This is a genomic window from Arcicella gelida, assembly GCF_034931025.1.
Taxonomy (GTDB): domain Bacteria; phylum Bacteroidota; class Bacteroidia; order Cytophagales; family Spirosomataceae; genus Arcicella; species Arcicella gelida.
This window is the reverse complement of the sequence record NZ_JAYGIL010000014.1, coordinates 1-20,951: the sequence shown is the minus strand read 5'-3', so window position 1 is coordinate 20,951 and position 20,951 is coordinate 1. Positions and strand designations below refer to the sequence as shown.

Annotated in this window: 18 protein-coding genes; 15 read left to right on the top strand and 3 right to left on the bottom strand. The window is 35.2% G+C overall.

What is annotated here, in order from left to right; translation table 11 throughout:
- Window positions 1–358: 358 nt before the first annotated feature.
- The 8 genes from VB776_RS12730 (at window position 359) to VB776_RS12695 (ending at window position 9,404) form a co-directional block, all read left to right on the top strand.
- Window positions 359–874, top strand: a complete 516-nt coding sequence (locus VB776_RS12730; protein ID WP_323330216.1) for a DUF6141 family protein — start codon at window positions 359–361, stop codon at window positions 872–874.
- A gap of 169 nt (window positions 875–1,043) precedes the next feature.
- Window positions 1,044–1,961, top strand: coding sequence for a dihydrodipicolinate synthase family protein (locus VB776_RS12725; protein WP_323330357.1), 918 nt, complete (start codon window positions 1,044–1,046; stop codon window positions 1,959–1,961).
- 197 nt (window positions 1,962–2,158) lie between these two features.
- Entirely contained in the window at window positions 2,159–3,160 is a 1,002-nt protein-coding gene (locus VB776_RS12720) for a 4-hydroxyproline epimerase (protein ID WP_323330214.1), read from the top strand.
- A 30-nt stretch (window positions 3,161–3,190) separates the two neighbouring features.
- Window positions 3,191–4,624, top strand: coding sequence for an APC family permease (locus VB776_RS12715; protein WP_323330211.1), 1,434 nt, complete (start codon window positions 3,191–3,193; stop codon window positions 4,622–4,624).
- Window positions 4,625–4,659: 35 nt separating this feature from the next.
- Window positions 4,660–7,071, top strand: coding sequence for a glycoside hydrolase family 127 protein (locus VB776_RS12710; RefSeq protein ID WP_323330208.1), 2,412 nt, complete (start codon window positions 4,660–4,662; stop codon window positions 7,069–7,071).
- Between the two features lie 184 nt (window positions 7,072–7,255).
- Window positions 7,256–8,194: a ring-cleaving dioxygenase gene (locus VB776_RS12705; RefSeq protein WP_323330206.1), complete on the top strand. Its 939-nt coding sequence runs from the start codon at window positions 7,256–7,258 to the stop codon at window positions 8,192–8,194.
- A 16-nt stretch (window positions 8,195–8,210) separates the two neighbouring features.
- Window positions 8,211–8,840, top strand: a complete 630-nt coding sequence (locus VB776_RS12700) for an alpha/beta hydrolase (RefSeq protein ID WP_323330204.1) — start codon at window positions 8,211–8,213, stop codon at window positions 8,838–8,840.
- 33 nt (window positions 8,841–8,873) lie between these two features.
- Window positions 8,874–9,404: a YceI family protein gene (locus VB776_RS12695; protein WP_323330202.1), complete on the top strand. Its 531-nt coding sequence runs from the start codon at window positions 8,874–8,876 to the stop codon at window positions 9,402–9,404.
- Window positions 9,405–9,652: 248 nt separating this feature from the next.
- Here the strand turns inward: VB776_RS12695 and VB776_RS12690 are convergent, their stop codons facing one another.
- From VB776_RS12690 to VB776_RS12680, 3 genes are read right to left on the bottom strand one after another with little or no spacing between them, the layout of a single operon-like run.
- Entirely contained in the window at window positions 9,653–10,792 is a 1,140-nt protein-coding gene (locus VB776_RS12690) for a glycerate kinase family protein (RefSeq protein WP_323330200.1), read from the bottom strand.
- The gene (locus tag VB776_RS12685) at window positions 10,789–11,748 is read right to left on the bottom strand and encodes a D-2-hydroxyacid dehydrogenase (protein WP_323330198.1); all 960 of its coding nucleotides are present in this window, start codon (window positions 11,746–11,748) and stop codon (window positions 10,789–10,791) included. The genes VB776_RS12690 and VB776_RS12685 overlap by 4 nt, the downstream gene beginning before the upstream one ends.
- A 43-nt stretch (window positions 11,749–11,791) precedes the next feature.
- Window positions 11,792–12,766 carry a lipid A deacylase LpxR family protein gene (locus VB776_RS12680; protein WP_323330196.1) on the bottom strand — a complete coding sequence of 325 codons (975 nt, stop codon included), beginning with the start codon at window positions 12,764–12,766 and terminating at the stop codon, window positions 11,792–11,794.
- Window positions 12,767–13,242: 476 nt separating this feature from the next.
- Here VB776_RS12680 and VB776_RS12675 point away from each other — a divergent pair, with 476 nt between their 5' ends.
- From VB776_RS12675 to VB776_RS12645, 7 genes are all read left to right on the top strand, one after another.
- Window positions 13,243–14,058, top strand: a complete 816-nt coding sequence (locus VB776_RS12675; RefSeq protein WP_323330193.1) for an EboA domain-containing protein — start codon at window positions 13,243–13,245, stop codon at window positions 14,056–14,058.
- A 189-nt stretch (window positions 14,059–14,247) separates the two neighbouring features.
- Complete coding sequence (locus tag VB776_RS12670) at window positions 14,248–15,267, top strand: TatD family hydrolase (protein ID WP_323330191.1); 1,020 nt, start codon at window positions 14,248–14,250, stop codon at window positions 15,265–15,267.
- 3 nt (window positions 15,268–15,270) lie between these two features.
- Complete coding sequence (eboC, locus tag VB776_RS12665) at window positions 15,271–16,152, top strand: UbiA-like protein EboC (RefSeq protein WP_323330189.1); 882 nt, start codon at window positions 15,271–15,273, stop codon at window positions 16,150–16,152.
- A 31-nt stretch (window positions 16,153–16,183) separates the two neighbouring features.
- Complete coding sequence (locus VB776_RS12660) at window positions 16,184–17,341, top strand: 3-dehydroquinate synthase (RefSeq protein WP_323330187.1); 1,158 nt, start codon at window positions 16,184–16,186, stop codon at window positions 17,339–17,341.
- A gap of 3 nt (window positions 17,342–17,344) precedes the next feature.
- Complete coding sequence (gene eboE, locus VB776_RS12655) at window positions 17,345–18,556, top strand: metabolite traffic protein EboE (RefSeq protein WP_323330185.1); 1,212 nt, start codon at window positions 17,345–17,347, stop codon at window positions 18,554–18,556.
- 197 nt (window positions 18,557–18,753) lie between these two features.
- Window positions 18,754–20,127 (top strand): alkaline phosphatase family protein, encoded by a 1,374-nt coding sequence (locus tag VB776_RS12650; protein WP_323330183.1) that lies wholly within the window; start codon window positions 18,754–18,756, stop codon window positions 20,125–20,127.
- An 87-nt stretch (window positions 20,128–20,214) separates the two neighbouring features.
- On the top strand, window positions 20,215–20,856 hold the full coding sequence (locus tag VB776_RS12645; RefSeq protein ID WP_323330181.1) for a DUF1016 N-terminal domain-containing protein: 642 nt from the start codon (window positions 20,215–20,217) through the stop codon (window positions 20,854–20,856).
- Window positions 20,857–20,951 lie beyond the last annotated feature (95 nt).

Genomic DNA, 20,951 nt, shown 5'->3' with positions numbered 1-20,951 from the left:
AAGATTTTTACATTATTAGAACCTTAACATGAATCATCCCGAATTTTAAAATCATAAAAAAGCGGTCGAAATCAGTTTTTCGACCGCTTTTTTATGATTGATGGGTAACGAATTCCTACTGTTTGAGCGAAGCGAGTTTAGGAATTCTTGATTTTTTTGTTACTTTTTGCATCAAGGCAAAAAGTAAGGATGCTAATAAATCCCAAAAACATTGAAATCATTTAAAACTCACTTTTTCAAGAGAAAAATCGGGATGACTCATGTTTTTTTGCTAGGATTTGGCAATTTAAGGGATTGATGTTACAGTTTATAGATAGAATTTTAAACGAAAATTTATATCTTTCAAAAAAACTCAATCATGAACACCGAAACACTATTTTCCGAAAAACAACGCTTCACACAAATTTGGGTTTGGCTACTTTTATTGAGCATCAATTGGCTTTATTTTGGTCCATATATCAAAGATGAATTTTTCCCAGACCCTCCCTTCATTTCAAAAGTGTATAATTTCTTACCTGAATTCTACATTGGAGTTGTCATTATTATGCTAACAAATATTTTCTTCATTATCATTAAGCTAGAAACCAAAATTAAAGTTGATGGGATTTATGTTCGTTTTTTCCCAATTCACTTATCCTTCAAATTTTATACTTGGGAAGATTTGGATCAATGTTTTGTGAGAGAATATAGACCGCTTTTAGATTATGCTGGTTGGGGTTATCGTGGTAGTTCCAAGAAAAGAGTTTTAACTGTTTCAGGAAATAAAGGCATTCACTTGGTTATGAAAGACGGTACAAAATTATTAATTGGCACAAAAAAACCAGATGAAGTAATAGAGGTTTTAGAAAAGCTTGGGCAATTGAAAAGGGTATAAAGTAAATTACTCAAATCGTCTTTGGATTTATTTATCACCAAGCTTTTAACCCCAATTACAAATATTATATTTTTAATAGGTTAATATCAATCTATAATTGATTAAAAATGGTAATTTCTGCACACTGTATTTAAGCTAATTTTGATTAAAAATAAAGATAAACATGGCTATTATTTGGAAAGGAGTATTCCCAGCGGTTACTACAAAATTTAATGAAAAAGATGAGCTTGATTTCGAGCTTTTTGATAAGAACTTACAATTTCAGTTAGAATCTGGTGTTCACGGAATTATTTTGGGTGGAACTTTAGGGGAATCCAGCGTTTTGAGTCTGGAAGAAAAAGGAGCTTTAGTAAAATTCACAGTAGAAAAAGTGGCTGGTAAAGTACCAGTAATTTTGAATATTGCAGAAGGAGCTACTAAAGATGCGATTGAGTTAGCTCGTTTGGCAGAAGAATGGGGAGCAGAAGGCTTAATGATGTTACCTCCGATGCGTTATAAAACCGACCATCGTGAAACGGTTGAATACTTCAAAGCAGTGGCGAATTCGACGAAATTGCCCATTATGATTTACAATAATCCTGTAGATTATAAAATTGAAGTTACTTTAGCGATGTTTGCCGAATTAGTAGAATGTGAAAACATTCAAGCAGTCAAAGAATCTACTCGTGATTTGACCAACGTTACTCGTATGAGAAACCAGTTTGGCGACCGCTACAGTATTCTTTGTGGAGTTGATACCATTGCGATGGAACAATTAGTAATGGGTGCTGACGGTTGGGTTGCTGGTTTAGTTTGTGCTTTCCCAGAAGAAACCGTTGCCATTTATACATTGGTAAAAGCAGGTAGATTGGCAGAAGCTAGAAGTATTTATCGTTGGTTTATTCCTTTGTTGGAATTGGATATTCATCCAAAATTGGTTCAATACATCAAATTGGCTGAAGCACAAGTTGGTATCGGAAGCGAAGCTGTTAGACCGCCAAGACTTACTTTAATTGGTGAAGAAAGAGAAACAATTTTGAATATTATCAATACTGGAATTGCAACAAGACCAACTTTACCAGATTATAAATCAATTGTGATTGACTAGATTAATTTAAAGTAGAATTCTTAAACCAAATCATATATATAATTTATTGCAGCATCTCTTGAACCCTTCACAGGGTTCAAGAATGTTTATTACGATTAATCTTTGTAAGCTATTTAAAGACATAAACTTCATCAACAAACTTAAATACTTACAACACAACAATTCTTGTTTTTCGATTACTTAACCATAAATTTATTTTGAAAAAAACATTCTTTTGTATTGATGCTCATACTTGTGGAAACCCTGTCAGATTAGTAGCAGGCGGTGGACCAACACTCATTGGTGAAAACATGAGTGAAAAAAGACAGCACTTTTTAAAAGAATATGATTGGATCAGACAAGGATTAATGTTTGAACCACGTGGACATGATATGATGAGTGGGAGCATTTTGTTCCCACCTCATTCTTCTGAAAATGATGTTGCAGTACTCTTTATCGAAACAAGTGGCTGTTTGCCTATGTGCGGACATGGCACGATAGGCACAATAACTATTGCGGTTGAAGAAGGATTAATCATCCCAAAAACGCCAGGTGTTATCAGAATGGAAGCACCAGCAGGTTTGGTGATGATTGAATATAAACAGGAAGGGAAGAAAGTAAAAAGTGTAAAACTCACAAACGTTGCATCATTCTTAGCTGCTGAAAATATTACGGTTGAATGCCCAGATTTAGGTACTTTAACGGTGGATGTTTCTTATGGTGGCAATTTTTATGCAATTGTTGATGTACAAGAAAACTTCAAAGGCTTACAGCATTACACTGCCGACCAATTAATTAGTTGGAGTAGAGTAATGCGTAAACGAATCAACGAACAATATACTTTTGTTCATCCAGATAACGAAACCATTAACGGTTGTTCGCATATTTTGTGGACTGGCGACGTACTTGACCCAAGTTCTACGGCTAGAAATGCCGTTTTTTATGGCGATAAAGCCATAGATCGTTCGCCTTGTGGCACTGGTACTTCGGCAAGAATGGCACAATGGTATGCCAAAGGAAAACTAAAAATGGGCGATAATTTTATCCACGAAAGTATTATTGGTTCAAAATTCATTGGTCGCATTGAAGAAGAAACTACTGTTGGAGGCAAACCTGCCATCAGACCAAGTATAGAAGGTTGGGCTAGAATTTATGGCTATAACACCATCAATATAGACGACGAAGACGACCCTTATGCTTTTGGTTTTCAAGTTTTGTAAATAATCCATTCATCCACAAACCTGAACAATATGAATCCTGAAAATCCCATAGAAGTGGCTTCTGAACAAAATTCAAGTACTTTTAAACGTTCATTAGGTTTATTAGATGCCACCATGATTGTTGCAGGTTCGATGATTGGCTCAGGGATTTTTATTGTAAGTGCTGATATTACTCGTAATGTCGGTTCTGCGGGTTGGTTGCTCGTTATTTGGTTAATTACAGGATTATTAACCTTAACTGCCGCTGTAAGTTATGGAGAACTAAGTGCCATGTTTCCCAAAGCTGGCGGACAATATATTTATTTAAAAGAAGCCTTCAATCCACTTGTAGGCTTTTTGTATGGTTGGAGCTTCTTTGCCGTTATCCAAACAGGTTCGATTGCTGCCGTTGGTGTGGCTTTTAGTAAATTTTCAGCCTATATTTTTCCTTTTCTGAGTGAAAAAAATATTTTACTAGACTTGGGATTGATTAAAATTACCGCCGCTCAGCTTACTTCAATTTTAATGGTTTCATTCCTGACGTATATCAATACTCGTGGAGTGAAAGAAGGAAAAACCATTCAAACAGTATTGACACTCATTAAAATTGTAGCATTATTCGGACTGATAATTTTTGGATTTACATTAGCTGCCAAAAAAGAAATTTGGGAGGCAAACTGGCAAACAGGTTTTTCACTCTTTCAATTTGATGGTATTTCTTCTTTACCATACTCCAATATGGCATTTATGGGAGCGATTGCCGCCAGTATGGTTGGAAGTTTATTCAGCAGTGATTCTTGGAATAATGTTACTTTTATCGCTGGGGAAATCAAAAGACCAGAACGCAATATTGGTTTAAGTTTATTTCTAGGAACACTCATCGTTACGGCAACATACTTTCTTTGTAACGTAATGTATTTAAGTGTTTTATCTTTACAAGAAATCGCTACTGCTGAAAACGACCGTGTTGGAATGGTTGCTTCACAACATATTTTTGGAGAAGTTGGTACAATCGTCATTGCTGTTTTTCTGATGATTTCTACTTTCGGTTGTGACAATGGGTTGATTTTATCAGGAGCAAGAGTATATTACAGCATGGCAAAAGATGGATTGTTTTTCAAACAAGTAGCACAACTCAATAAAAATGGCGTACCTGAAAAAGCACTTTGGATTCAATGCTTTTGGGCTTCAATACTTTGTTTGAGTGGGCGATATGGCGAATTATTAGACTACGTAATTTTTGCCGTACTTATTTTTTATATCCTAACCATCATCGGTATTTTCAAACTTCGCATTACTCGTCCAGATTTACCTCGTCCATACAAGGCTTTTGGTTATCCTATTTTACCACTAATTTACATCGTTTCAGCCTCTATTATTTGTATTTCTTTATTGATTTACAAACCTTCTTATACTTTACCGGGCTTGATAATTGTATTATTAGGTATTCCTGCCTATTATCTTTTTCTCGGAAAGAAAAAGTAATACTTTCCTTTTTTGCCATAAAAACACTCAAAAATATGTCGATACTATCTTTCACAAAAAACATAGCATTAATCGCTATTTCCTTATGTTGGGCAAATAGTGTAAACGCACAAAAAAACGATTACCCAATTCAGCCCGTTACTTTTACGCAAGTACATTTTAAAGATAATTTTTGGTTGCCAAAAATGAAAATCAATGCGGAAGTAACCATTCCTTACACTTTAAATCAATGTAAAATCACGGGAAGAATCGACAATTTTGCGAAAGCTGCTGGTAAAATGCCTGTCGAAAAAAGTACTACTTATACTTTTGACGATACCGATTTATACAAAGTAATTGAAGGTGCATCATATAGTTTACAAACTAAAAAGGACGCTTCGCTTGAAAAATATTTGGATACTTTAATTAGTAATATCGGAGCGGCTCAAGAACCCGACGGTTATTTATATACTTTCAGAACCATGAAAATTGCGAAACCGCATGAATGGGTTGGTTCAAAACGTTGGGAAAAAGAAGAAGATTTAAGCCACGAATTATACAATGCTGGTCATTTATATGAAGCTGCCGTAGCACATTTTCAAGCCACTGGGAAAAAGAACCTTTTAAATATTGCCATTAAAAATGCTGATTTATTAGTAAAAACTTTTGGTTGGGGAAAAGAAGAACGTTTTCCGGGTCACCAAATTGTAGAAACGGGTTTAACAAGATTGTACAGAGTAACTGGTAAAAAAGAGTACTTGATGCTCGCAAAATTCTTTCTGGATTTAAGAGGAAAAGAAGGACATTTAAACCAAGAGTACAGTCAATCACACAAAAAAGTGGTTGATCAACACACGGCGGTTGGTCATGCGGTTCGTGCAACTTATATGTACACTAGCATGGCTGATGTCGCAGCCTTGACGGGCGATAAACAATATTTGAGTGCCATAGATGATATTTGGAATGATGTTGTTGACAAAAAAATTTACATCACAGGCGGTATCGGTGCAACTGGAAATGGCGAAGCATTCGGTGCAGATTATGATTTACCGAATATGAGTGCTTATGCAGAAACCTGTGCTGCCATTGCCAATGTGTATTGGAACAACAGAATGTTTTTACTGCACGGAGATGCTAAATATATTGACGTTTTAGAACGAACACTTTATAATGGTTTACTTTCTGGTATTTCTCTGACGGGCGACAAGTTCTTTTATCCAAATCCGTTGGCTTCAATGGGACAACATCAGCGTAGAACTTGGTATGACTGTGCCTGTTGTATTTCTAACATGACTCGTTTTTTACCTTCAGTTCCCGGGTATGCTTATGCACAAAATCAAAATGATTTGTATATCAATTTATTTGTTGGAGGCGATGCCGATATTCAATTAACCAATACTAAAGTAGCCATTCATCAAGAAACAAATTATCCTTGGTCTGGCAAAGATGAGTTTACCATAAATCCTGCTAAAAAAGCTAATTTCAACATTCACATTCGTATTCCGGGTTGGGCAATCAACCAACCAATTAAAGGCGATTTGTATCAAGATAAAAGTAAAGCGAGTGATTTTACTCTTTTGCTAAACGGAAAACCTGCAAAATATACAATTGAAAAAGGTTATGCCGTGATAAATCGTACTTGGGTAAAAGGGGATAAACTGAGTTTAGATTTGCCAATGGATGTGAAAAAAATTGAAGCAAAAGACAGCGTAAAAGCCGATTTAAAAAGATTTGCTTTGCAAAGAGGTCCTCTTGTTTATTGTTTAGAAGGAATGGACAATGCAGATTCTTCTGTTTTAAATCTTGTAGTTGATAAAAATGCTACAGTAATTCCAAACTTTCAAGCCAATTTATTGAATGGAATCATGACTTTAGAAATGGAAGGAAGTTCTACCAAACGACAAGTCAACAGTAATGAGTTGATTCAAACACAACAAAAAGTAACAGCCATTCCATATTTTACTTGGGCGAATCGTGGTTCATCCGAAATGGAAGTTTGGATTCCTTTTGAAGCTTCAGCATCAAAACCAAAGCCCGCACCGACCATTGCCAGTAAAAGTAAAGTATCGGCTTCCATCAAAAGTCCGATGATGTTGAAAGCATTAAACGACCAATATGACGCTGAAAACTCAATCGACAGAAGTGGCAATTTTTTCCATTGGTGGCCCAAAAAAAACTCTACAGAATTCATTCAATACGATTTCGACCAAACTTATACCGTTTCGTCTTCTGATGTTTATTGGTTCGACGACAGTCCTTGGGGAGGTTGCTATTTACCAACTTCGTGGAGAATTTTATATCAAAAAGATGGTGAATGGATTCCAGTAAAAGTAATTTCTCAAGACGCTATCACTAAAGATAAATTCAATACAATTCAATTTGAACCAGTAAGTACAAAAGCATTGAAATTAGAAGTACAATTATCAAAAGACAATGCCGCTGGAATTCATGAGTGGAAAGTGAAGTAATTTATTTAATCTTCTATCCAAAAATCATAGCTTATTATTCACAGATTAGAGATGTGAATAATAAGCTATTTTTCTTTTTAGCACTTTTCCATAAATACTTTCATTCTTGTGTTTTCTTGTCCTAGTTCAAGAGAAATCAATATTCGAGCTGATAACTTTGTATCAACAAAAAAGAAAAACAATTATGGAAAATAGAATAAATGGATTGCACCATATCACTGCTATTGCAGGAGATGCAAAGAAAAATTTTGATTTTTATACAAGAGTAATGGGATTGAAAATGATTAAAAAAACTGTCAATTTCGATGACCCAAATACATATCATTTTTATTATGGAAATGGAACTGGCGAACCGGGAACAGTACTTACTTTCTTTCCTTGGGGAGATGGAATTCCACAAGGTCGTCGTGGTACTCGTCAAGCAACAGAAATTGGTTATGCTGTACCAGAAGGAAGTCTTGAGTTTTGGCAAAAAAGATTTGAAGACAATAATGTTACTTACAATAAAATAGCTGAAAAATTCGGAGAACAATATCTTACTTTCTTAGACCCTGATGGTTTAAAATTTGAGTTGATTGTTCCTAAAAAAGCAGATACTCGCACACCTTTTGAAACCAGTGAAGTAACCGCACAATATGCTACTTTGGGTTTTCATAGTGTAACAATTACAAGTAATAATATTGAAGCAACAGCCAAAGTTTTAACAGATATTTTTGGTTATCGCTTACTTGAACAACATGTAAATCGTTATCGTTTTGTTACTGATGCAGTTGAACAAGCAGCTATTGTTGATTTAGTTGAAGTGCCTGGCGAAAAAGTTGGACATGTTTCAAAAGGCTCTGTTCACCACGTAGCTTTCAGAGTAAGTGACGACAATATTTTGATGGAATTCCGTAAAAAAGTAATGAATGCTGGTTTGCAAATCACAGAAAAAATTGATAGAAATTATTTCTACTCATTATACTTCCGTGAACCAGGTGGAGTACTTTTTGAAATTGCGAGTGATAATCCTGGTTTTACCGTAGATGAGTCTTTGGAAGAACTAGGCTTAAATTTAAAATTACCAGCTCAGTATGAAAAGTATCGTGCTGACATCGAAAAAGTACTTCCGAAATTGAATTAAGTAATCATTTAAAATTATGTATTTACATAGCAAACAAGTTTTAACCACAGGTATTTCCGTAGAGAAAGCTAAAAAAGCAATCGTGATGATTCATGGTCGTGGTGGTTCTGCTCAAGATATTGTTTCTTTAAAAGAACATTTGAATCTTAAAGAAATGGCGATTTTTGCTCCGCAAGCTTCACAAAGAAGTTGGTATCCATACAGTTTTATGTCGCCAGAATCGCAAAATCAGCCAGCTTTAGATTCTGCCTTGAGTGTAATAAATGATTTGGTACAAGATATTGAAAAGGCGGGGATTCCCGCCGATTCAATCTACTTCTTAGGTTTTTCACAAGGGGCTTGTCTTACCTTAGAATACCTTGTAAGAAATGCTCAACAATATGGTGGAGCAGTCGCTTTTACAGGCGGATTAATCGGAGAAAATTTGATTACAGAAAGATATAAAGGTGATTTTGAAGGAACTCCAGTGCTAATTTCAACGGGAAACCCTGACCCACACGTTCCTTTGACAAGGGTTCAAGAAAGCATTAGCATTTTAAAAAGCCTTAACTCGAATGTTCATTCAGAAGTATTTAATGGCAAACAGCATTCTATTTCTTTTGAAGAAATCAATTTAGCAAATCAATATATTTTCAAAGAAAATTAATTATCATATTCACAATATTAAACAACAACAATCATGTCAACTACCATCTGGGCAATCGACCCTTCACATTCAGAAGTACAGTTTAAAGTAAAACATTTAGTCATCACAACTGTAACAGGAAATTTCAAAGAATTCAGCGGAACTGTTGAAGCTGGAGATGATTTTGAAGATGCTAAAATTTCATTTGAAGCGAAAGTAGATTCTATCAATACTAACAGTGAACAACGTGACGGACACTTGAAGAGTGCTGACTTTTTTGAAGCAGAAACATATCCTACGCTTTCATTTACTTCTACCAAATTTGTCAAAACTGACGATGAAGAATTTGAATTAGTGGGAGATTTAACGATTAAAGACGTTACAAAATCTGTAAAATTGTCAGTAGAATACGGCGGAACAGCAACTGACCCTTGGGGAAATGTAAAAGCTGGCTTTGAATTAACAGCAAAAATTAACCGTAAAGATTTTGGTTTAACTTGGAATGCACCAACAGAAGCAGGTGGTGTATTAGTAAGCGAAGAAGTAAAATTAATCGCCAATATTCAGTTAGTGAAACAAGCTTAATATAAGTATGAGTTTCCCCAAATTTTAAAATCACAAAAAAGCAATCAGAATTAGTTTTTGATTGCTTTTTTGTGATTGATGGACAACGAATTCCTACTGTTTGAGCGGAGCGAGTTTAGGAATTCTTGATTTTCTTTTGTTACTTTTCTTTCATCAAGGAAAGAAAAGTAAGGACTGGATAATAATAAGTAAGAAAACCTCTCAAACCATTCCTCAAACACACTATTATATAAAAAAAATTAGAAGTCTCATCTTTTATAACTAATCGCCAATAAATTAGCAATTTGTTCTGCCGTTCTAGTAAGGTTTTCAGCAGTATTTTCGATGGCATTTTTTAATTCGGTCGGTTCATTTCCTATTACAAAAACGACTTCAAAATGTGATTTTAAAGCCTCTGCATCTTCTAAAGGCACTCTTCCTGCCAAACCAATTACTGGAATATTCAAAGCTTTCGCTCTTTCAGCAATACCAAAAGGACCTTTCCCTTGCATTGTTTGGCTATCAAGACTTCCTTCTCCTGTAATAACAATATCATTTCTTTTTAAAGCTTCGTCAAATCCAGTTAATGATAAAAAAGCGTCAATTCCATTCACTAATTTAGCATTCAATAAACTTGCTAAACCAGCAGACACGCCACCCGCAGCTCCACCATATTCTAAATTACCAGTACTTTTTCCAAATTGTCGATGAATCACTTCTGCAAAATTAACAAGTACTTTTTCTAGAAATTCCACATCTTCAACTGTCGCTCCTTTTTGTGGACCAAAAACTTTAGCTGAACTATTTTCCCCCAATAATGGATTTTTTACATCTGAAAGAATGACGATTTCACAATCAAATATTCTTGCATCAAGATTAGTAATATCAATGTTAACTAGATTAATTAAATCTTTAGGTAAAAAACCAATTTTATCACCTTTTTCATTCAAAAACGTTACTCCTAAAGCCGCTAAAATCCCGCATCCTCCATCAACAGTAGCAGAACCACCGACTGCTAATATTATCTTATTAACTCCTTGATTTAAAGCTGATTTAATCAACAATCCTGTACCAAAAGTTGATGCTTCTAAAGGATTTAATTCCTCCTTCTTTAACAAACGAATGCCCGAAGCACTTGCCATTTCAATGACTGCTGTTTTTCTATTATCAATCAAACCATAGTTTGCTTGAATTTTTCGCATAAGTGGGTCAACTACTTCTCCGGAAACTTCAATTCCACCACAATGTTTTATGATTAATTCTCCCGTTCCATCACCGCCATCGCCAATTGGGAAACTCTCGCAAATACAATTCAATTGACTTCTTTCAAAACCATTTTTAATCGCTTTTGAAACATCATTGGCATTTAAACTGTGCTTAAAGGCATTGGTAGCAATCAATATTCTCATGGATTGACAATATTTTTAGGATTTCCTGATTGATATGCCAAGATATTTTCCGTGGCAATTCCCATTAATCTCGTTCTTGCTTCTTTGGTAGCCCAAGCAATATGAGGAGTAATAATACAATTTTGTGCAGTAAATAATGGGTTATTTTTTTGTGGGGGTTCCACAGAAAGTACATCAATCCCAGCACCTGCTATAATATTGTTATTAAGGGCTTCTGCCAAATCTTCCTCAACAACAATTGGACCACGAGAAGTATTAATTAAAAAGGCTGACCTTTTCATTTTTTGTAAATTATCCCGATTAATCAACCCTTGTGTTTCAGCAGTAAGTGGACAATGAATACTTATAAAATCTGATTCTGCCAACAAAGTACTTATACTCTCCCACTTAAAATTATTACGATGAGATTGGTCTGTTTGTCGGCGACTATGACCTATTACTTTCATTCCAAATGCTGTAGCCACATCTGCAACTTTTTGTCCAATACTTCCAAAACCGATGATACCGATGGTTTTTCCTGCTAATTCCATCAGTGGGAAATCCCAAAAACAAAAATCTTTTGAATTTGCCCATTTTCCCTCACGAACTGCATCACTGTGTTTTTGAGCGTGTAAAGTAAGTTCTAATATCAGTGCAAAAGTTAATTGAACAACAGAATCTGTACTATATGCTGGCACGTTAGTAACGATAATTCCCTGATTTTTGGCTGCTTCAATATCAACTACATTATATCCTGTAGCCAGTACTCCTATGTATTTTAAAGATTTTAAAGCCGAAATAACGGTAGCATTAATTGGTGTTTTGTTAGTGAGTATTATCTCTGCTCCTTCTGAACGCTCCAAAATTTCTTCGGGAGAAGTTCTCTCATAAATTGTTAATGCTCCCAAAGCTTCCAAACCATCCCAAGTTAAATCTCCTGGGTTCAAAGTAAATCCATCTAAAACGACTATTTTCATCTTGATTTATTAATAATTCATAATTATCACAAAGCTAATTAATTTACCAATTGTAATACAATGAAAGATTTCCGACACTATGCCGATAAAGTCCTTTTTTATAGGCACTAGCACTTTTTTGTGTATATGAAACTCCGAAATTTCCTTTTGTAATTACAGCTCCATACGATACTTCAGCAAACCAATTTCTTATATCATTCTCAAATTCAAGTGTTTGTGAATTTTTTAATTCTCCATTCATTAATCTATTTGTTACGATAAATGAACCTTCGGGTCTGACAATAAAATAGGCTTGAAATTTCTTAAATCGTTTTGATTTACTTCCATATTGATTCAAAAATCCTTGAAAGTAAGGACTGAATTTCCCAATTCTAAGCATTGGATAGACCGTTAGAGAATTTAGCATATTGCCAACCGTAGCCTTCCCTCCTATTATTACTTCTAAGAATTTATGATAATGAAATAGCTCTTTTTCAGCAGTGAAATTCACATTAAATAGTACTACATTAGCTAACTGATTATCCCAACCTCTTGGAGTTCTGTCATTAATGAGTTTGTGAACAAATGTTTGAGTTCGTTTTGCCAACGCTGCTGGTCCTCTTACTCCCGCAATTACTTCTGTCTGAAAATCATACTTCTTTTCAGGGTTATAAGAATACAAAGTATGGGAAACAAATAACGAACCTGCAAAAGGATAATCATCTGGTTGAAATTCTGTTTTTGTAATATCTCTCGGTGTTACCATTAGTTGAGTTAAGCCCCAACCAAAAACATTTATGGTACTGTCTCCTGCTTTGGGTAGTAGTTTATCTATGAAAAACTTTGACTCATGTTTTTTAGTATAGAATAAATCGAACCTTGTTCCATTGCTGTAGGCTTCGTCTGTTCCGATTCCACGAATATTAAAAAAGTCGTTGTCTTCATATAACCTAAACAGAAATCTTGGTTCTGATTTTTGAGCAATTAAAGTATTAGTAAAGATAAAAATGATGCTTAAAATTTGAATAGCTTTTCTCATGACGATTAAAATTTGAATATTACTCTTTACATTTCAAATTTGGGAAATGTCCTACATCTAAACATTGACATAGAACAAGAAATAATATTTTTAGTAAAGGATTATAAATACAATAATCCATTTTGAAAAAATAAAATTCATTTAATGAAAAAAAAGTGAAAAATAAAAATACTTTATCTTGGCTAAATTAGCCTCCTAAACCTTGATATTGAACATTTCCCAAATCAGTGCAATTGTTTGGCGAAAAGCTAAAATTTGTGATTTGTCCGATAATGACTCTATGAAATTGATAAGACTAGAACTCAATAATCTTGGTTTTAGAACCGTTGAATGTAAGTAGTTCAACGATTTCGTATTTTATAAAAAGGCAAAAAGAGATAAATCTTGCTTAAACAATGACTTTTATTAAGTTAAATTTAAGAAAGGCTTCTTACCTTTGATAATTATTATTTTTTATTATTTAGACAATAGATATTGTGAGTATAGTCAGCAAACTTTTGAATATTATCCAAGAAAACACTTCAGAAAAAGAATTAAGTTGGATTTTAAGTAAAACTTCAGGCGATAGCAAAAATATTTTAACTGCCTTTGTAGCCACACCAAGATTCGTTTCGAAAAAAACAGTACAAGTAAGTTTTGATGAAGAAAATTTACTTCACGAATGGACGCTGGATAGATTAACACGAGTTTACTTGTTATTGTCTATTTCACAAGATGCTGAAGAAACGTATCTTAAAAATATCAACGCACTTTTTGATACTGCCGAAATCAATGAAGCGGTAGCACTTTATTCCGCTTTGCCATATTTGGCTTTTCCTGAAAAATGGATTTACAGAGCCACCGAAGCAGTTCGCTCGAATATTGGTTTAATTTTCGACTCTTTGGCTTTCAGAAATACTTTTCCTGCTACTTATTTTACAGAATCAGAATGGAATCAATTGGTGTTAAAATGTATTTTTAATGATAAACCGATTCATTTAATTCAAGGTTTAGCCGAAAGAGCCAACCAGAAATTAGCAGATACACTTTCAGATTTTGCTCATGAACGTTGGGCGGCTGGTCGTTCAGTTCCTGCACAAGTTTGGCGATTAGTTACTCATTTTTTGAATGAAACAATCTTGAAAGACATTGAAAAATTGTTGCAAACTGATAATTCTGACAATCAAATGGCAGCTATTTTGGTTTGTAAAGAAACCAATTTTAAACCAGCTAAAGCATTGTTAATCAAGTATGTTTCTATCATAAATGACTTGGACGAAGACAATATTACTTGGGAGAAATTAGAAAAATAGGGGAGAAGTAACTCCATTCTCCGATAATAAAGGATATATAAATTAGTATTTTATTTGAAATTTAGGGTAAAAACCTCACCCCCCAACCCCCTCCCCTGCTGAGAGGGGGACTTTGAGTCTTAAAAGCCCCCTCTCAGCAGGAGAGGGGGTTGGGGGGTGAGGTTATATTACCCATTAGCCACTAAAAAAATGTGTCAAAAACATAATGAAATAGCCCAAAATCCTTCTCACTTTGAAGGAACTGCCGAAGAATTGGCAACGGCAACGAATGTGCAAGTAAATTTTATGGATTATATCAAAGACATGAAATTTTTTGATCCACACATTCACATGACTTCACGCACTACTGACGACTATCAAGCTTTAGCAGATGCTGGCGTTGTAGCAATTATTGAACCTGCTTTTTGGTTAGGTCAGCCACGTACTGGGCTTTCAACTTTCAAAGATTATTATAGTAGTTTGATTGGCTGGGAGCGTTTTCGTTCTTCACAATTTGGTATTAAACATTATTGTACTATCGGTCTGAACTCTCGTGAAGCCAATAACGAAGCCCTTGCGGAAGAAGTAATGGAAATTTTACCATTATACTTATACAAAGAAGGCGTTGTAGGTGTGGGTGAAATTGGTTTTGATGACCAAACTGCCGCCGAGGAAAAGTATTATCGTTTACAATTAGAGTTAGCCAAAGAAGCTGGCTTGCCAGTACAAGTACATACTCCCCACCGTGACAAGAAAAAAGGAACGGAAAGAAGTATGGCAATTGCCCTTGAACATGGCATTGATCCTCAAATGTTTATCATCGACCATAATAATGAAGAAACCGTTAAAAGTGTTTTAGACCAAGGCTTTTATGCCGCTTTTACGATTTATCCATTTACTAAAATGGGAAATGAACGCATGGTAGAAGTAGTAAAACAATACGGTTCTGAAAGAATTATGATAAATTCTGCGGCAGACTGGGGCATTAGCGACCCTTTGGCAATTCCAAAAACAGCAGCTTTGATGAAAATTAAAGGAATTTCAGATCATGATATTCGTTTGGTTACTTATCAAAATGCGATTGATGCTTTTGCACAAAGCGGACAAATTAATGTGGAAGATTTTGAAAACCCACAAGAAATTGACCAAACTTTAAAATATAATGGGAATACGATTTTGAGAGGCGGACAACAGCCGAGAGTCGATAAAAATGCCTTAATCATTCGTTAAATTTTGAATATAAAAGCATACTTCCAACTGTTAAGACCTGCCAATATTGTAACATCCGTAGCGGATATTTTCGCAGGAATTTCTATCGCAGGTTTTACTTTTTCAACAGACATCGACAGTATCAAAACAGTCATTTTACTTTCCATCGCCACTAAAGGTTTATACGGCGGTGGAATTGTATTTAATGATGTTTTTGATGCTGAATTAGATGCCATCGAACGACCCGAACGACCAATTCCAAGCGGAAAAGTGACTAAAACAAATGCTACCTTATGGGGTAGCTTTTGGCTTTTAATGGGTATTGTAGCCGCATTTTTAAACAGTACTCAAAGCGGACTTATTGCCATTATTGTGGCTATTTTAGCATTAGTCTATAATCGTTTCGGAAAGCATCATAATATTCTTGGTCCAATTAATATGGGACTTTGTAGAGGTGGAAACCTTATTCTGGGAATGTCAGCCGTGGCAACTGCTCCAGCTTCTTTGTGGTGGTTGGGTATCATTCCAGTAATTTACATCGCTGCTATTACAATGGTTAGCCGTGGAGAAGTACATGGAGGTAGTCAAAAAACTTTATATTTTGCAGGATTTTTATACGCTTTTGTTAGTATTTCTCAGCTACTTTTTGCTTATCAATTAGGCTACTTTTTATTCGCTATTGGCTTTGTGATATTGCATATTTATTTGATTTTCAAATCATTAATCACGGCTATTACAAATCCAATCGGCTCAAATATAGGCAAGGCTGTAAAAGCTGGAGTACTCTCACTTATTGTGATGGACGCTGCTTGGGTAAGTGTTTCAGGAAACTGGATACTGGCTTTATGTGTTTTAGCTTTATTACCATTTTCAATGAAGTTGGCGAAGGTTTTCGCTGTTACTTAATTTAATAAATTCGATTTTACTCTTACAATAAATGTCTCAGATTCAGCAAAGCTTTCAGGTTCAGTTTTCGTATAATATTTTATTTACCGAAAATCTTTTCGCTCCTGAAAATACTACTTTAATTACTTTCTTAAACAATTTTGGTAACCATTACGGGGCAAACCAATTTCGTAAGAAAATCTTATTTGTCATCGACGAAGGCGTTGCCGAACATCACCAATACCTACAAGAAGCTATCAAAAATTACTTCGCTAATCAGGAAGAAATTGAATTAGTAGCTGATATTTTAGTTTTACCGGGTGGAGAACAAGTAAAAAATGACGAAATATATTTAGCTCAAACGCTTCGTGCTATTGATACTTATGGTATCGACCGTCACTCTTTTGTGGCAGCGATTGGTGGCGGAGCATTTTTAGATATGACGGGCTACGCTTCTGCCATTGCCCACCGTGGCGTAAAACATATTCGTATTCCTACGACGGTACTTTCACAAAATGACTCGGGTGTTGGCGTAAAAAATGGTATAAATTACTTCGGAAAAAAGAATTTTCTCGGCACTTTTGCTCCGCCAGTAGCGGTTTTTAATGACAGTACTTTCTTGAAAACGTTGAGCGACAGAGATTGGCGTTCGGGCATTTCTGAGGCTGTTAAAGTAGCCTTAATCAAGGATTTAGCTTTTTTTGAATGGCTTGAAAATAAATCTGTTTTGTTGGCACATCGTGACGAAGAGTCGATGAACGAACAAATTTTCCGTTGTGCAGAATTACATGTTCAACACATTTCAAGTGGCGACCCTTTTGAAAGTGGTTCTGCTCGTCCTTTAGATTTTGGTCACTGGGCGGCACATAAATTAGAATATCTTACCAATTTTGAAATTCGTCATGGCGAAGCCGTTGCCATTGGTATCGCTTTAGATTGTGCTTATTCATTCTTGAAAGGCATGATTTCGGAAGATGCTTTAGATAGAATTTTATTAGTTTTAGAAAATCTGGGCTTCGATTTGTATCATCCAGCTTTAGCCGAAAATGACAAAATTAACCTTTGGAAAGGCTTGAACGAATTCCGTGAACACTTAGGCGGACGCTTGACCATTACTTTGTTAGAAGGACTTGGCAAAGGCATAGAAGTACACGAAATAGATTTTGAACTGGTAAAACAAGCCGTAGATTATCTCGAAAAACGCTCATAAATTATGAAAACCCCATTCGGACTTTTAACATATTGTAGTAATATTCATCCTGGTGAAGACTGGAAACATCATTTTTCAGTACTTCAAAGTAGCATTCCTGAAATTAAAAATTCAGTAAGTAAAGACGCTCCGATGGGCATTGGTTTGCGTTTGGCGAATCAGGCAAGTATAGATTTGTCGGAAACTGCTAATTTTGAAGCTTTTCAAAATTGGTTGACTGAAAATGATTGCTACGTTTTTACGATGAATGGTTTTCCTTATGGCGGTTTTCATGATGTGGTGGTAAAAGATCAAGTACATGCACCTGACTGGACGACCGACGATAGAGTACAATATACTATCCGAATGTTCAAGCTTTTGTCGAAATTATTACCAGCCGAAATGCAAGAAGGAGGTATTTCAACATCGCCTCTTTCATATCGTTTTTGGTGGAAAATTGAAAGTGAAAATCCTTTAGAAACACTTCATCATGCCACTACTTTAGCGACACAAAATATGCTTTTGGTCGTTGATGAACTAATCGCTATGAAAGAAACAACGGGTAAAGTTTTACATTTGGACATCGAACCAGAACCAGATGGAATTTTAGAAAACTCTACGGAATTTATTACTTGGTACGAAGATTATTTAAGACCAATTGCCATAGAATACTTTGCTAAAAAAGGTATTTCTGTCGAAGAAACATTGGCGATTTTACATACACATATTCAATTATGTTATGATGTTTGTCACTTTGCAGTGAGCTATGAAAAGCCCGAAATTGTGGTAGAGAAATTAGCAAAAGCTAATATTGCGGTTGGCAAAATTCAGATTAGTTCTGCCATAAAAGTGGACTTTACAAATGATGCTGAGACAAAATTAAAAGCCATCGCTCAGTACGATGAAGCCAGTTATTTGCACCAAGTAATTGCCAGAAAAGCAGATGGAACTTTTGAAAAATATCAAGATTTAGGATTGGCGATTCAGGCTTATGAAGAAGGCAAACATGAAGAATGGCGAGTACATTTCCATGTACCTTTATTTATTGAACAATATGGTGAGCTTTCTTCGACACAATCTGATATTGTAGATACAATTGGGATTCATAAACAAAAGCCATTTACGAATCATTTAGAAATAGAAACTTATACTTGGGGCGTTTTACCGCCAGAAGTACAAGTACCACTAAATGAATCAATCGCCCGTGAAGTTACTTGGGTGAAGGGATTGCTTTAGGGTTTAGCTATGAGCTGTGAGCAATTAGCTGTGAGTTTTTTTCAATTGCTCGTGATGAAGAATTAAGACATTTTTAGTCCCGTTGTTATACTAAACTCAAAAAGCTAACAGCTCAAAGCCCATCACTCATAGCTCAAGGCTACAAAATTTATTTAAAACTCAAAGCTCACGGCTCAGAGCTTAAAGCTAATAGCTATATGAAAAAAACAGTAGTGATAGATGTCGTTGGTTTAAGTACGAGCGTCATCGGAGAATATACTCCATTCATCAAAAAATATCTTTCAGAACATCAACTTACGCATATTAAACCAGTTTTGCCTGCTGTTACTACTACTTCTCAAAGTTGTTATGTAACAGGAAAATTCCCAGACACGCATGGAATTGTAGGAAATGGTTGGTACGACCGTGAAGATAATGAACATAAATTTTGGAAGCAGTCGAACCAAATAGTAAAAGCAGAAAAAATTTGGGAAGCAGCCAAACGTAAAAATCCCAATTTTACTTGTTCTAAAATGTTTTGGTGGTACAATATGTATTCTTCGGCAGATTATACCGTTACTCCAAGACCACAATATCATGCTGATGGCGTAAAAGCTCCTGACTGCTACTCACAACCGGCAGATTTACGTGACAAACTTCAAGCTGATTTAGGTACTTTTCCATTGTTTAGTTTTTGGGGACCTAATGCCAACATCAAATCCTCAAAATGGATTGCAGACGCTTCTGTTTGGGTGGACAAAGCCCACGACCCAACACTTACTTTGATTTACTTGCCTCATTTAGATTACTGTTTACAGAAATTTGGGGTTGATTTTTCTAAAATTCATAAAGAATTAGGTGAAGTTGATAAATTGGTCGAAGATTTAGTCAATCACTACAAAGCACAAGATACTAACATCATTATTTTATCTGAATACGGCATCAATACTGTGAGTAATCCTGTTCATATCAATAGAATTTTACGTGAAAATGGATTGATTTCTGTCCGAGTTGAACGTGATTATGAATTATTAGATGCAGGAATTTCTAAAGCTTTTGCTATTGCAGATCACCAAATTGCTCATGTTTATATCAATGATAAAAATGAAATAGGAAGAGTAAAGAGTATTTTAGAAAACACTAAAGACATTGCTTTAGTCTTGGATGAAGAAGGTAAAAAAGAACATCATCTCAATCATGAACGTTCAGGAGATTTAGTAGTAATGGCAGATGCCGATAGTTGGTTTACTTATTATTATTGGTTAGACGACGCCAAAGCTCCCGATTATGCTCGCTTAGTGGACATCCACAGAAAACCTGGTTACGACCCAGTTGAGATGTTTATGAATCCTGCTAATCCATTTATTAAGCTAAGAGCTGCTTACAAATTAGCTCGTAAATTATTAGGATTCAGATATTTAATGGACGTAATTCCATTGGATGCTACCTTAGTAAAAGGTTCGCACGGCGGTATCAATATCGGTAAAGAATATTATCCAATATTAATTTCAGACCAGAAAATTGGTGATGGTGAAATTATCGCTACGGATGTTTATGATGTGATTTGGAAGGCTTTGTTTGGTAGTGATTAACAGAATAATATTTTTAACCATTTGTTTGTTTAAACGTTCCATTACTTTTATTTTGCTTTAATAAGAAAAATTTAGCTCTAAAACATCATGGAATTAATAAACACTACACTCATTAGCCAAATCAAGGCTGTAATTTTCGCTTCTCAAGAGCGAGCCATTCGTGCAGTTGACCACGAGCGTACAATGATGTATTGGCACATCGGCAAATATATTTTTGAAGAAGAACAACAAGGGAAAGACCGTGCAGAGTACGGCAAATATCTGCTAAAATACCTTTCTCAGCAATTAGAACCAGAATTTGGTTCTGGTTTTGGGCTAAGGCAATTAGAAATAATCCGACAATTTTATCGTGCTTTCCCAATTGCGAACGCAGTGCGTTCGCAATTGAACTGGACTCAGTATCGCCTTCTTTCTCGAATAGATGATACTGACAAAAGGGAATTTTATATCGCTGAAAGTATCAAAAATCACTGGACTTCTCGCCAAATGGAAAGACAAATCAATAGTCTTTTGTATGAAAGACTATTGATGAGTAATGACAAAGAAAGCGTTTTAGCAGTTGCCCGTGGCGAAAAGCAAGTATCAGAAGTAAAAGAAATTGTAAAAGACCCGATGTTTCTGGAATTTTTAAGCTTAAAACGGGAAAGTAGCTATTACGAAAAAGATTTAGAGCAAGCCATTATTACGCATTTGCAGGATTTTTTAGACACTATCCCTAATTTTGTGTAAGTTGTTTTTTGTATTGATTATTTGTTTTTGATTCTTTGGTCAAAAATAAGGTAAAATTGGTTGATAATAATTCCCCAGTTTTGAATGGGTTTTGT

Bases quoted from the DNA above. Each gene is read 5' to 3' on its own strand.
- eboE (WP_323330185.1), top strand. From the start codon at position 17,345: ATGAAAACCCCATTCGGACTTTTAACATATTGTAGTAATATTCATCCT.
- VB776_RS12645 (WP_323330181.1), top strand. From the start codon at position 20,215: ATGGAATTAATAAACACTACACTCATTAGCCAAATCAAGGCTGTAATT.
- VB776_RS12650 (WP_323330183.1), top strand. From the start codon at position 18,754: ATGAAAAAAACAGTAGTGATAGATGTCGTTGGTTTAAGTACGAGCGTC.
- VB776_RS12710 (WP_323330208.1), top strand. From the start codon at position 4,660: ATGTCGATACTATCTTTCACAAAAAACATAGCATTAATCGCTATTTCC.
- VB776_RS12730 (WP_323330216.1), top strand. From the start codon at position 359: ATGAACACCGAAACACTATTTTCCGAAAAACAACGCTTCACACAAATT.
- VB776_RS12685 (WP_323330198.1), bottom strand. From the start codon at position 11,748: ATGAAAATAGTCGTTTTAGATGGATTTACTTTGAACCCAGGAGATTTA.
- VB776_RS12695 (WP_323330202.1), top strand. From the start codon at position 8,874: ATGTCAACTACCATCTGGGCAATCGACCCTTCACATTCAGAAGTACAG.
- VB776_RS12670 (WP_323330191.1), top strand. From the start codon at position 14,248: ATGTGTCAAAAACATAATGAAATAGCCCAAAATCCTTCTCACTTTGAA.
- VB776_RS12680 (WP_323330196.1), bottom strand. From the start codon at position 12,766: ATGAGAAAAGCTATTCAAATTTTAAGCATCATTTTTATCTTTACTAAT.
- VB776_RS12660 (WP_323330187.1), top strand. From the start codon at position 16,184: ATGTCTCAGATTCAGCAAAGCTTTCAGGTTCAGTTTTCGTATAATATT.
- VB776_RS12705 (WP_323330206.1), top strand. From the start codon at position 7,256: ATGGAAAATAGAATAAATGGATTGCACCATATCACTGCTATTGCAGGA.
- VB776_RS12700 (WP_323330204.1), top strand. From the start codon at position 8,211: ATGTATTTACATAGCAAACAAGTTTTAACCACAGGTATTTCCGTAGAG.
- VB776_RS12715 (WP_323330211.1), top strand. From the start codon at position 3,191: ATGAATCCTGAAAATCCCATAGAAGTGGCTTCTGAACAAAATTCAAGT.
- VB776_RS12690 (WP_323330200.1), bottom strand. From the start codon at position 10,792: ATGAGAATATTGATTGCTACCAATGCCTTTAAGCACAGTTTAAATGCC.